This is a genomic window from Enterococcus hulanensis (assembly GCF_005405485.1).
Lineage (GTDB): Bacteria > Bacillota > Bacilli > Lactobacillales > Enterococcaceae > Enterococcus_A > Enterococcus_A hulanensis.
Genome location: NZ_BJED01000005.1, coordinates 116,015 through 128,608, shown reverse-complemented (window position 1 = coordinate 128,608; position 12,594 = coordinate 116,015). Strand labels below are relative to the sequence as shown.

Here is a 12,594-nt window from a genome sequence, read left to right as displayed (position 1 = left end):
AAACAAAGCACCCAGTCCTCACTGGATCGTCTTCAATAATTCCTCCACCTCAACAACCTTCTCTTTTGATTTTAGTAACTGTAGATTTTTTTCATCCTGACACAACAACATCAATTTCTGTAGCATCACCAATTGGTCTTCCGGCTGTTTGATCGCCAGCATAAAAATAAGCTCTACCTCTAAAAAAACATCCTTGCTTGCCATCATTTCAAACGTGACCGGCTGCTCTAACACACCTACTAAAAAACCTTCCTTTTTTACATGGATCGAATCCGTATGAGGGATCGCCACGTTGATGCCTTGTGTCGGCAATCCCGTTGGAAAGACACGTTCACGCTCAATCACCGCATCTTTGTAGCTCTCGTGGACAAAGCCTGCATCAATTAAAACCTTGCTCATTTTCGTCAATAACGCTGTTTGCTCCTTTTCGTCAAAGGCGTAATACAGAAATTTTTGATTTTCATTACTCAGTAGTTTATTCATAAGGAAACCCCATCACTTTATCTTCTAATTTTCTTAACTGAACCATTACCTCTTGTTCGGAACGACACTGATCCATTATTTCTAAAAAATTTTCCGTTGCTAAGATTTCAGTAAAATAATATAGACAGGTTCCGATCGAAACACCCTCCGGCAAAGAGAAAGCGATTACATATTTTACTGGATCATTTTTCTGATGATTAAAGTTTATCGGCTCTTTTAAACGGACAAAGCTCGCGCCGATCTTTTTCGCCCCGTGAGAAAATTCCGCATGGGGAATAGCGACTCCCGGAGAAATAACGATATACGAATCATTTTCGACGACCATCTGGATCATCCCTTGAATGTACTCTTCCGTAATCAACTCGTCTGCCAGTAATAATCGGCCGGCTTCTTTAATCGCTGCCTGCCAATCTTTACATCGCCGATCCAGTTCGATACGCTCCACACTCAAGATCGACGTCAAGCGACTAACCTCTTGCGGCTCTGCTGTTAAGCGTTCATTCAAGCGATTGAAGGATTCGATATCACTTAAAAAGTTTTGATATTCTCCCGCATCAATGTATTTTTGAATGATTGGCAAGAAATTTTCAATCATCGCTTCTTCTTTAGTGATCAAGTAATCTTGATCGATGAAATGACGCGGCTTGATCTTATACAATGCTTTTTGGATTCGAACGATATCCTGCTCAGTCAAAATCGGATTCACCAGCACAACCGGCGATTGATCAAACTTCAAAGGAACCGTGCTGACGATCAAATCCTGATCATCCGGCTGAACCTTTTGCAACGCATGAGAGGAATCGACAGAAATCACCGAAATCTGCGGAAATGCCGATAATAATTTCACTTTGATCAATTGGGCCGTTCCGCTGCCGGAATTACAAACGATCCGCAGTCGTATCTGGCCCTTGGAATGCGTGTTACTGCTGTTTTCTAAGATTGCCATCGCATACATGACAATAAACGATAACTCATTCTGCTGAATATCGACCTCCAAGTAACTTTCAATCTCACGCAAATTTCGTTTTACGATCTCAAACATCTCTGGATAAGACTGATAGATTTCATCAAACAACACATTTACCACGCTGTCATTTAAGGAAAGTCGGTAGATCAACAGCTTTAAATGATTTTCCAGTAGGTCGAATAAATCGCTGTTCAAGTAATACTTGATATCCATCTCCTTCGCCAGATTGAAGATAAACTCATTGATCAAAATCTGAATCTCAATCGAATCGATTTTACGGCCATTATTTTTAATGTAGCTTTTTCTGCGTAAAATCGAGATCAGATACCCTAGTTCCCCCTTAGTCGCTTCGATGGCATACGCTTCCTCGATTTTTTTGATGATTGCTTTGGCAAAACTGGATTTTGAACTCTCCAGCATTCCCTCCAACGTTTCAGAAGTCTCAATATAATGACTAAATTTGATCCGCTCGATCATAATGATCAAATAGCAGATCATCTCCTGATAAGAAAAATCGGATAATTGCAGTTGTTCTTCCTTTTCAGCCTCCATCAACAGCTGGCTGACCGTTTGGTACCGATTATCTGAATCAATGATATCCAGCAATAGGTTTTGAAAAATATTATTTTCCCAGCCTAAGGCGTAATCATAGCCATAATCAAACAATCCATTGAAGATAATCAGCTTCGTCATTGCCTTGCGAATCTTTATTTCATCACCGGCTACCTTGTAGCCTTTGCCAATATGAGAAAGTAAAATCAGATCATTCTTAGCAAACCACTTTTTTAATGCCTCGATATCACTCACTAGCGTATTGCGGCTCACTAAGAGGTATTCAGAGAGATAGTAAGTTGTCACATAGTCGTGACTAGTAATCAGAAGTAAAGCTAGGATGGTGCGGCGTTCGTCGAGGGTTAAATGATAGTGTTGAAACGATGCATAGGTTTTGAACAGCTCCTTTAGATCGACCTCCTTCGGTATTTGCAGGTAGCCATCTTCTAAATAGATACCTTTATTTCCACCACTGCTTTCCAATTGAAAGTTAATTTCTTTGACGTCATTGCGAATCGTTTGTTCGGAGACCTTAAATAATTTTGCATAATTGGCCAATGAATCTTCTTTTTCATGCAAAATATCCAATAAAATTTTATTGATTCTTCTGTTCATCACTATCACCTCTACACATTTAATTGTATCTTCCCCCTATTATTTCACAAGACCAATCCTTTTTGTTCACTTCTCAAAAGAATTGTGATAGATAGCCAATCAGCTTCTGTGCTACGCTTGGCATACTAAAGAAGATTTATTTTTAATAACATATATTAAATAAAAGAATTAATTAAGGGGGCATTGCATTGAAAGCATTAAGAAAAGTAGCCGGCGGGTTGGGTAATATGAAATTATGTGATTTAGACAAGCCCTTGCCAAAAGATGACGAGGTCTTGATTAAAGTAATGTTCAGCGGTATTTGCGGTTCGGATATTCATGCCTTCAAAGGAGAATATAACAAACAAATACCACTTACATTGGGTCACGAGTTCATTGGTATAGTTCAAAAAAAAGGGGATAAAGTAACAGATCTAGCCATCGGAGACCGGGTCGTTAGTGAGACAACCTATCAAGTTTGTGAAAAATGCATCCACTGTTTGGCTCAAGAATACAATCTGTGCAGCCAGCGAACAGGACTCGGTACGCAAGTAGACGGCAGCTTCGCCACGTTTGTTTTGGCAAAAACTGAACGCTGTCATAAACTGCCAGATACCATTTCAAATGAAGTCGCTGCTTTGATCGAACCGCTTGCTTGCTGTATTCACGCCGCCATGGAAAAAACACACATCCATCCTAATGAGAAAATCGCCGTATTCGGTCCAGGTCCGATTGGTGTCTTAATGGCATTAGTCGTGAAGTCCTTGGGAGCAGAGGTGACGCTTATCGGCATCTCAAAAGACGCTTATCGTTTAGCCAAAGCCAAGGAGCTTGGTGTCGCTCAAGCCATCGACAGCCAAACAATCGAATGGACAGCTTTGCTTGAGGAAAAAACAAATCAGCTAGACTTCGATCAAGTTTTTGAATGCTCCGGCAGCCCCCAAGCACTTCAGCAAGCATTAGAAATCGTTAAAAAGAAAGGGATCGTTATTCAAGAGGGGTTGTTCGCAAAAAATCCCGTACCTGTCGATATGAGCCTGCTCCTAAACAAAGAAATCCAGCTCATCGGCTCCCGCACCCAAAAGACCAGCTCTTGGCATAAAACGATTGAATGGCTGCAAACCTCCGAAATTGATTTGTCACCAGTAATCACGAAAATCCTGCCATTGGATCAGTGGGAAGAAGCCTTCAGGTTAGCGATGAATGGGGAAGAATTGAAGGTGCTGTTAAAACCTGAATAAGGAAAACAAAAACTGTCTGCCAAAATCGGCAGACAGTTCTAATTACCTATCTATCTAGTAAAAAAATCAACTCTTACTCTGTCCATAATCCTTAAATACTTCAACCGCCGTTTGAATCTGCGCCTCATCAAGTTTGGCAATAGCGCCGCCATAAGAATGAGCCACATACAATGTTTTGGCTGCTTCTTCTAAGTAGACAGCTGCATACAGCGCCTCCTTCAAACTTTTCCCTATGGTTACGACACCATGGTTTTTTAGTACGACCGCTAATTGATCGCCGATATGGTCAACGACCGCGTAACCCATATCGATGCTGGCGGCTGAACTATACGGAGCTACATTGACAGGACCTTTTGCGGTATTGGCAAGTGTCGTCACATCGCAATCGATTCGATCAACTACTAAACCAATCCCTGTGGCATACGGCTGATGCGTATGGATGACCGCATTGACAGTCGGCATCTGCTGAAAGATATAACAAATAGCGATCGTATCGACACTTGGTCGCCGCGCACCTTCAATGACTTCCCCCTCAAGGTTCATTACTAGAACATCAGCGGGAATCATCTCTTCATACATCATTCCGCTGGGGGTAACCAATAACGTTTCCTGATCCACCCGCATACTCACATTCCCGCCAGACAAGGAAATCAATCCATAGCGGTCCAATTTTATTCCTGCTGCGATAATTTCTGCTTTTTCTTTTTCTAACATCAGCTGGCCTCTTTTTTCTTCTTAATCCGCGCGTTATATTCAGTATTGACTCTTCTTGCACGAGCCTTCAATGATTCTGGATGTTTTTCATATTCCAAATCCAGTAATAAGCGAAACAGCTCTTGACCATCATTATAATTTTTTGTATTCAACCAATAGCGCCCTCTTAAAATCCCGCCGCCGTCCATCCGCAAATACATTTTTCCCGCTGACGGAAACTCTCGGATCTTAAAGCTTTTCAGCTGGGTCAGACTGTAATCGTCAATTCGTTTAAAGGAACGTAAGATCAGAGTATCACCTGCTACATCCACTTCTTTTGGTGTGACTTTGGCAACGAGGGCATTCCAAAAACTATAGAAAGCAACGATTCCGACTAACCCCATCAATGCAGGCATCCAATTGATTATGATCGAGCTGACCGCAATGAGGAAAACGATCAATGAGACTACGCCTGTAACTAGGACATCCATGAAATACAATGTTTTATCGTATTCGAACCGTTTCATTCGTCTCTCCCCCTTTATTAAAGAATTAAGCTGCTTCTCCGCCATCGTGCAGTTGTGCCGCTTCTTTTTTGATTCGATTGCGATTCCAAATCGCCATGACCACCGCAACAGCAGCCCCAATTCCTGTACCGATATAGCCCAGTCCATTTAAGCGAACGATCGCCCAAGTGAGTGGATTCGCACCATCACAAATCGATGAAATCTGCGATGCCCCTTCCGGCATTTGGAAGTTTACATTGTTGGCAGCAGTCGTGATCATCGGTGCTAAATCCGTGGCGATCCATAGACCAAAAACCAAGACGATTAATCCGACGATCAACCCTCTGAAGCCATTTTCTTTTACGATCGGCGTGATCAATACGAACATCCACGGGATAACTGCCAAATCGGCAAATGGCATCACCGTATTTCCCGGCAATACAACTGCCAAGAAAATCAATAATGGAACTAAGATAAATGAGATCGCTAAAGTAACTGGGTGACCCACACCTACCGCAGAATCAAGTCCAATATAGATTTTTCCGCGATTTTGGAATCTCTTTTGAATAAACTCGCTGGCCGCATCGCTGATTGGGATCAGACCCTCCATCAATAAAGCCGCCATTTTCGGAATCAAGACCAAAACAGCTCCCAGCGAAACACCTAGTGTCAATACGTCGGTCACGTTGTATCCTGCAATAATCCCAATAATAATTCCTAAGAAGGTTCCAACTAAAATTGGTTCGCCGAAAACACCAAAGCGCTTTTGAACAGTATCCATATTAATGTTGATGTTTCTTACCCCAGGAATCAGATCGATCAATTTATTGATCACCATTGCGATCGGTGCATACGCGGTCGTGAACCCATGGGGAAGCGAAACACCCGGCAGATCCAGTGATTTTTCCACCTCCGGAGCGGTAACATCGCCCAAAACCATAATAATGATCATATTTACGACTGCCGCAACGATTCCTAACCACAAAGTATCGGTAATGATCGCTACTAATGCTCCGGTAAAGGCAAAGTGCCAATAATCCCAAATATCTACGTCAACTGTTTGAGTCGTGTTGGTCAGCAGCATCAAAATATTGACCAATAATCCTAACGGGATGATGATCAGTCCAACTGTCGAACCCATCGCGATCGCCGCAGAAGCCGGCCATCCTACATCGATCGTCGACAAACTGAGACCGTAGCGATCAACCATCGCCTGCACGGCTGGCGAAAGACTGGTTCCTAACAACGAGTTGATGACCAAGTTCAAACCAATAAAGCCGACCCCAACTGTCAGACCTGCCCGAAGGCTTTTCCCAACGCCAGTTTGGAAGGCACAACCAATGATAAAAATGACAATTGGCATTACAACGGATACACCCAACCCCTGAATAAATTGAAACACTTTAATAATAGTATCCATGATTATTCCCTCTCTTTACTCGTATTATTTTGTGCAGATTACTGTTCCATCAACTCTAAAATGCGATCGATCGTCGGTTTGGTGTTCACACCAGTCAAAAAGCATACACCCGAAACAGATTCACAGTCCAAATCTTTAGGGATCACCGTTGTGGAGATCAAAAAATCATAATTAGATGCTTTGTTAGGGGCTTCGGAAATCTTGCATTGCGTAATTTTGTATTTGCCTTTATAACCATTTTCATCCAATAATTTAGAAATTTTTCCATTGACCGCTGTTGAAGTCGCGATCCCTGAACCACATGCTAGTAAAATATTTTTCATTTTTTCCACGTCCTTAATTTAAATTCTGTTTCATTTTTTTCACGGCTTCCGCTGCCGATTTTGCTTGAATAATTGCTAAGACCTTTTCGTCTGTTTGAAACATATCGATCAATGCCTGTAAAAATTCCAATTGCTTTTTCGGTTCCTTGATCGCCAGCATAAACATGATTTTTACCGGAACTAGGACCTCCGGGGAACCCATCATTTCAAACATCACCGGCTGCTTTAAAATGCCGATCGCCATCGATTGCTTGAAGACATATTCTGAATCGGTGTGAGGAATCGCAACCCCTATATGTTCCAAGGGCAAGCCGGTCGCGAATTCTTTTTCCCGCTCTTGAATCGCCAAGCTGAATGCTCCATTAACACACTGATTTTCCTCAAGACGATCGGCTAATGCTGCCAATGCGGAAAAATTATCCGGCTCGTCCATTTCCAAATCTACCAAATGCTCGTCTAAGTACATTTCATCCCAAAAGTCAGCCACCTAAATTGCACTCCCTTCCCCCATCACTAAATCCAAAAGTGTCTGTTTGTCTGTTACTTGTATCAGCTTTTCAACATTCTCCTCCTTCTCGATAAACTCAAGTAAGCCGGTAATTTTGCTCTTGGCCGCATCGATATCCGTATCCGAAATGGCGAAAAATAGAATCACATTGACATTATTGATGCCCCAATTTATTTTCTTATCCAATGTCATGATCCCGATCGAGGTTTGATTGACTTCACTCGGGTCCGCATGGGGAATCGCAACACTGACAGAAAAACTAGTATCGCCCAACTTCTCCCGGACCCAAACAGATTCACCGAAATTCTTTTTCGCGATCCCCAGCTCCTGGTATTGTTGGATCATAAAATTCAGGCACTCTTCCTTATTCTCCACATGCTGCTGCAGAAAAATAAGTTCGGGATTGATCCATTGATTTTGAACCTGTGCTTTTTCTTTTGCAGTCGCGTTGTAGCGTTTGTAATAGGTATGGACAATGCGGCTGATCTCTTCGTCTTTGATCATCGGAGAAATGTATACGACATTTTTGGCCTTTAAGCTGGTATCAGTAGTCACAACGACATCCCGCGAATTCAATGTCACCTGCGCGAAATCTTTTGTTGTCATTTGAATCACCTTGTCCGTATGAGGAATGATTCGCCGAATTTTCGTATAAATCAAATCACCAGTAATCAGCCCGCGCGAAAGAACCACATAAATATTGCGGAAGCTCACACCATACTTTCGTTCCAAAGAAACTTGAAAATAAATCACCAGAAAAGAAATCTCATCACCAGTAATTTCGATTGAAAAACGTTGTGCGATACTGCTGGTGGCGTAACACATCATGGAATACAACAATAAATAGCGGTTTTTGATTTCCTCCATAAAAGGATTCTTGATCAAAATATTGCGACGCAGACGATAGATCATCGGTACGATATGAGTCATCAGCGAATCATGTAATTCCTGATCACCGGAAAAATCAATATTCAGCAAATTGCCTAAATCGGCCATCAATTCTTCTACCGCTTCTTGATAACAATCGCTATACTGCTTCGCTGATTTGTAATAGGGTTTTACATTCATGGCATAGAGTGTTTCGGATAAATGATAAATATCGGGGTACCAAAGCTCGATCGAACTGTTAGCAGAAATGAAGGCGCAGATTTCATAGGTTTGAGTGTAAAGCGCCAAATCTTCTAATTCGTTTTTCTTCTTTTCTTCGATCGTCATATGACAGCCCTTATCTGCTCGAGTAAGCAAACATAAAATTGTAAGAAAAATTGCTGAAAAATACTTATCTGAAATATCGCTATAAAACATATCCGAAAACTTCTCCAGCGTGTCTTTGACTAGCTGAATCCGTGTCTCCGGAAAATAATTACTCAGTTGGATCAGCAGCTCATCATTATTGACCAGCAAAGTATCAGGAAACTTCGTCATCAGAAAATTTTGATAGGATTGTTGAATATCCGCCTCTGCTCCCTTGAGTGCAACTTTGCGTTTACTTTGACAAATCTTGACTTCAAAACGACGCAGATAACGCTGCAAATAATCCAAATCCTTTTTAAGTGTTGAATCAGAGATAAAAAAATCGATTTCCAAGCCTTCTAACAATCGTCCTTCCGGGTTCAGAAATAATTGACGGAAGATCGCTTCTCTTCTGCCCAATACGTCATAAACATCCACGCCATTTTCCACTGAAATATCGGCAATCTGACTGATTTTCCCGTCAATACCAACTAATTTAATCCCGTGCCGCGGAACCTTGACGATCTCTATTTCTTTTTTTACCAGTTCCTTGTTCAAAAAATTCACATCATTCAAAATCGTTCTTGTCGAAACCTCTAGCTTCTCACCAAAATAATCCGTCGCTTTGTAATCGCTTTCAGAAAGGAGTAATGATAATAACTGATTCCGACGCCGCATGCTTTTTTCCATTTTCACACCTCCTCGTTTTGAAATAATCATTTTTCCAAGAGAAAAATGGGTTGCCATAAATCATTTAACTAGACACCCTCACTATCTCTTATATTCATCATAGTCAATTTCCTTCTTTGTTAAAAGGCATCCTTTTTTCATCATTAATCATGAAAACGGTAATTAATGGGAATCACTCTTTTTTGAAAAGATTTATGAAAGTTGAGCATTCAAGAATTTTAGACAAAAAAATTGCTGATCCCCCTGGACCAGCAATTTTCTGCTTCTACTATTTCTTCCACTCATCGACTTCTTTTTGATGGTCTTTGATCCAGTCTTTGGCTGCTTGAGATGGATCTGTTCCTTCATTGATGGCGAGCATGACATTTTCCATATCCTTTTGGTTCCAATGGAAATTATCCAATACTTTATAGGCTTCAGGTTGGTCTTCCTTCAGACCTTTACGTGCCATCGTATGGATCGCTTCTTCTGATCCCATCGCCCCTTTTGGATCTTCCAAATATTTCAATCCATATTTAGCAAACATCCAATGCGGCGACCAGCCGGTAATGACGATCGGTTGTTTCTTTTTAATTGCTTGACCAAGGGCGACGGTCATAGCGCCTGATGATGAGGTTGAGACCTTCCAATCTGCTAAGTTTGGATAAGCCTTCAAGGTATTTTCAGCTGCGTTCACAACTCCTGCCCCCGGCTCGATTCCCGTAATCGTTTTATTGGCTTGATCACTTAAATCTGCGATCGAGTTTACGTCCATATAATCTGGAACGACGATGCCGACCTTAGCACCTTTCAGATTGACACCCAAATCATCAACTTGATCTTTGTATTGAGCAAATTGGGATTTGTGGGTGTTCGGCAGCCAAGCAGCTACCATTGCATCCGATTCGCCTTTTGCGACAGATTCCCACATGATCGCATTGTCTAATGGTGTCATGTTGACGTTGTAGCCCATTTCTTTTAAGACTTCGCCGACTACATGGGTGGATGCAACTTCTGTATCCCATTCCACGTAAGTTAGGTTGATCGTTCCTTTGTTTTCGTTAGATGATCCGCCGAAGCCAAAAGAAGCAAGTAACACAATTGCCGCTACGACACCTGCTGCAATCCCGATTTTTTTCTTTTTCGTTTTCGGCATTTTTTCAGCCGCCTGTTGTTTTGGTTTATTGATGTTTTGCGTGAAGCGGTCAATAATGATGGCTAAAATGACTAATGCCAAACCATTGACAAAGCCATTCCCAACCTGTGCACGCTGCAACGCTGACAGTACACCGCGACCTAAACCGGGAGCTCCGATCATTGACGCGATCACGACCATCGATAGAGCAAGCATCGTTGTTTGGTTGATCCCTGCTAAGATCGTGCTTTTTGCTAACGGCAATTCTAATTTAAATAATTTTTGACGCCCTGTTCCACCAAATGAATCAGAAGCCTCCACCAATTCTTTCGGAATTTGGCGAATCCCTAGGTTAGTAAAACGTACAGTTGGCGGCAAAGCAAAAATCACTGATGCGAAAACCCCGGGAACCATTCCGATCCCGAAGAAGGCAACGGCTGGGATCAAGTACACGAACCCCGGCATTGTCTGCATGAAGTCTAAGATCGGCGTGATGATCTTTTTCGCTGTCTCATTTTTCGCCATCAAGATACCTAATGGTACCCCGATGATGATTGACAGTAGACTAGATAAAAGCACCAAAGTAACTGTGCTCATCAAGTCGATCCATATACCTTGATTGTATATAAATAATAAGCCGATCAGAGTAAAACTCGTCAGTCCCCATTTTTTATTGGAGATAAAAAAGGCGGCGACCGTTAAGATAAGTATCAATAATAAGGGCGGAATCATCGTTAACAGATTCGTCATCCCATCCATCAAAAATTGTCCTGCATGCTGCAACGCTGAGAACAGTCCTGCAAATGTTCCTGTTAACCATTCTGTAAAACTTTCAACCCAATCTGCGACGGGCAAAGCTTGCTGTAAAAAATTAAACATTCAATTTCACCTCTTCTGTTTCTGTATCTGCCAACGCTTCTAAGACACTGCCGCGAATAACGACGCCGACTAAGCGGTCGCCTTCGACTACGGCCAGCGGTGCCGGCGAATCAAAAATCAGATTGAAAATGTCAGTAACCAGCATATCCTTAGGGATGCGGCGGACATTTTTGTCGATGACTTCTTTCAGTGTTAAATTGTTTTTGCGAGCCTCTAATGCCTTATCGGCTGTAAGACTTCCCTTCAGCTTGCGCTTGCGGTCCACAGCTAAAAGCATGCTGACTTCTTCTTTGCGCATCCGATTCAACGCAACATTTGGTCCATCAACTTCGATATTCGTCGTCAAAGCAGGTACCATGATGTTTTGGGCAGTCAAGACCTTCGAACGATCCACGTCTTCAACAAAGTCTCTGACATATTGGTTTGCTGGATGGGTTAGGATTTCTTCTCCTGTACCGATCTGCATGATCTGTCCGTCCTTCATCAAAGCGATTCGATCACCGATACGCAATGCTTCGTTCAAATCATGGGTAATAAAGATGATCGTTTTTTGCACGTTTGATTGCAGATCCAATAATTCATCCTGCATCTCACGACGAATCAATGGGTCCAAGGCCGAGAAAGCTTCATCCATTAATAAAATCTCTGGATCATTGGCTAAAGCCCGCGCTAAACCGACCCGTTGCTGCATCCCACCGGATAATTGACTAGGATATTGATCCTTAAATGTTAATAAGCCCGAGTTTTCTAAGGCCTTCTCTGCCTTAGCTTGACGTTCCGCCTTAGGCACGCCTCGGACTTCAAGACCGTATTCTGTATTTTCTAAAATCGTTCGATGAGGAAACAAACCAAAATTTTGAAAAACCATATTGATCTTATGTCGACGCACTTCTCGCAGTGCTTCTTTGTCCATTTTGGCAATGTCTTCTCCATCTATGTAAATCTCACCAGAAGTTGGATCGATCAAGCGATTTAATAAACGAATCATTGTGGATTTTCCGCTGCCGGAAAGCCCCATAATGACAAAAATTTCTCCTTCATTGACTTCAAAACTTGCATCATATACACCGACAGTTGCACCTGTTTGTGCTAAAATTTCGTTCTTGTCGCGATTCTCTTGAATCATCGCAAGGGCTTGCTGGTGCTTCTTGCCGAAAATTTTAGTCAGATGTTCTACCTTAACTTTACTCAAAAAAATATCCTCCTCTAAAAAAGTGACCATACCACATTAACACCATGTGGTCACTTTTGTCAAAGAAGATGCTGAAAATTTTCAGTAAATCACGAAGCTCACTCACCAATTTAAACATATCGATCATTCGATATATTTTAACAGGCTACATACGCTAGTCCCCCAGCTTTTCCCTTCGCTAGTTTAACAACTGTTAACT

At 41.9% G+C, this 12,594-nt stretch carries 11 protein-coding genes; 1 reads left to right on the top strand and 10 read right to left on the bottom strand.

Annotation, left to right across the window (positions count from 1 at the left end):
• Positions 1–18: 18 nt before the first annotated feature.
• The gene (locus FFR60_RS07090) at positions 19–483 is read right to left on the bottom strand and encodes a PTS sugar transporter subunit IIA (RefSeq protein WP_088934082.1); all 465 of its coding nucleotides are present in this window, start codon (positions 481–483) and stop codon (positions 19–21) included.
• Positions 476–2,617: a BglG family transcription antiterminator gene (locus FFR60_RS07085; RefSeq protein WP_137663599.1), complete on the bottom strand. Its 2,142-nt coding sequence runs from the start codon at positions 2,615–2,617 to the stop codon at positions 476–478. Before FFR60_RS07085 ends, FFR60_RS07090 begins: the two co-directional genes overlap by 8 nt.
• 188 nt (positions 2,618–2,805) lie before the next feature.
• Between FFR60_RS07085 and FFR60_RS07080 the strand changes: the two genes are divergently transcribed.
• A complete protein-coding gene (locus tag FFR60_RS07080) occupies positions 2,806–3,837 on the top strand; it encodes a zinc-dependent alcohol dehydrogenase (RefSeq protein ID WP_137663598.1) in 1,032 nt (343 codons plus the stop codon).
• 66 nt (positions 3,838–3,903) lie between these two features.
• On the opposite strand, the gene FFR60_RS07075 is transcribed toward FFR60_RS07080, so the two are convergent.
• The 8 genes from FFR60_RS07075 to FFR60_RS07040 form a co-directional block, all read right to left on the bottom strand.
• Complete coding sequence (locus FFR60_RS07075; protein ID WP_137663597.1) at positions 3,904–4,551, bottom strand: class II aldolase/adducin family protein; 648 nt, start codon at positions 4,549–4,551, stop codon at positions 3,904–3,906.
• Complete coding sequence (locus FFR60_RS07070) at positions 4,551–5,057, bottom strand: hypothetical protein (protein ID WP_137663596.1); 507 nt, start codon at positions 5,055–5,057, stop codon at positions 4,551–4,553. The genes FFR60_RS07075 and FFR60_RS07070 overlap by 1 nt, the downstream gene beginning before the upstream one ends.
• 25 nt (positions 5,058–5,082) lie before the next feature.
• Positions 5,083–6,456: a PTS galactitol transporter subunit IIC gene (locus FFR60_RS07065; protein WP_088934077.1), complete on the bottom strand. Its 1,374-nt coding sequence runs from the start codon at positions 6,454–6,456 to the stop codon at positions 5,083–5,085.
• Between the two features lie 38 nt (positions 6,457–6,494).
• Positions 6,495–6,779 carry a PTS sugar transporter subunit IIB gene (locus FFR60_RS07060; protein ID WP_088934076.1) on the bottom strand — a complete coding sequence of 95 codons (285 nt, stop codon included), beginning with the start codon at positions 6,777–6,779 and terminating at the stop codon, positions 6,495–6,497.
• Positions 6,780–6,792: 13 nt separating this feature from the next.
• Positions 6,793–7,266: a PTS sugar transporter subunit IIA gene (locus FFR60_RS07055; RefSeq protein ID WP_088934075.1), complete on the bottom strand. Its 474-nt coding sequence runs from the start codon at positions 7,264–7,266 to the stop codon at positions 6,793–6,795.
• Positions 7,267–9,210 carry a BglG family transcription antiterminator gene (locus tag FFR60_RS07050; protein WP_137663595.1) on the bottom strand — a complete coding sequence of 648 codons (1,944 nt, stop codon included), beginning with the start codon at positions 9,208–9,210 and terminating at the stop codon, positions 7,267–7,269. It lies immediately after the preceding gene.
• 268 nt (positions 9,211–9,478) lie between these two features.
• Positions 9,479–11,203, bottom strand: a complete 1,725-nt coding sequence (locus tag FFR60_RS07045; protein ID WP_137663594.1) for an ABC transporter permease/substrate binding protein — start codon at positions 11,201–11,203, stop codon at positions 9,479–9,481.
• Positions 11,196–12,395, bottom strand: a complete 1,200-nt coding sequence (locus FFR60_RS07040) for a quaternary amine ABC transporter ATP-binding protein (RefSeq protein WP_137663593.1) — start codon at positions 12,393–12,395, stop codon at positions 11,196–11,198. Before FFR60_RS07040 ends, FFR60_RS07045 begins: the two co-directional genes overlap by 8 nt.
• Positions 12,396–12,594 lie beyond the last annotated feature (199 nt).

Bases quoted from the DNA above. Each gene is read 5' to 3' on its own strand.
- FFR60_RS07090 (WP_088934082.1), bottom strand. From the start codon at position 483: ATGAATAAACTACTGAGTAATGAAAATCAAAAATTTCTGTATTACGCC.
- FFR60_RS07085 (WP_137663599.1), bottom strand. From the start codon at position 2,617: ATGAACAGAAGAATCAATAAAATTTTATTGGATATTTTGCATGAAAAA.
- FFR60_RS07075 (WP_137663597.1), bottom strand. From the start codon at position 4,551: ATGTTAGAAAAAGAAAAAGCAGAAATTATCGCAGCAGGAATAAAATTG.
- FFR60_RS07070 (WP_137663596.1), bottom strand. From the start codon at position 5,057: ATGAAACGGTTCGAATACGATAAAACATTGTATTTCATGGATGTCCTA.
- FFR60_RS07065 (WP_088934077.1), bottom strand. From the start codon at position 6,456: ATGGATACTATTATTAAAGTGTTTCAATTTATTCAGGGGTTGGGTGTA.
- FFR60_RS07060 (WP_088934076.1), bottom strand. From the start codon at position 6,779: ATGAAAAATATTTTACTAGCATGTGGTTCAGGGATCGCGACTTCAACA.
- FFR60_RS07050 (WP_137663595.1), bottom strand. From the start codon at position 9,210: ATGGAAAAAAGCATGCGGCGTCGGAATCAGTTATTATCATTACTCCTT.
- FFR60_RS07045 (WP_137663594.1), bottom strand. From the start codon at position 11,203: ATGTTTAATTTTTTACAGCAAGCTTTGCCCGTCGCAGATTGGGTTGAA.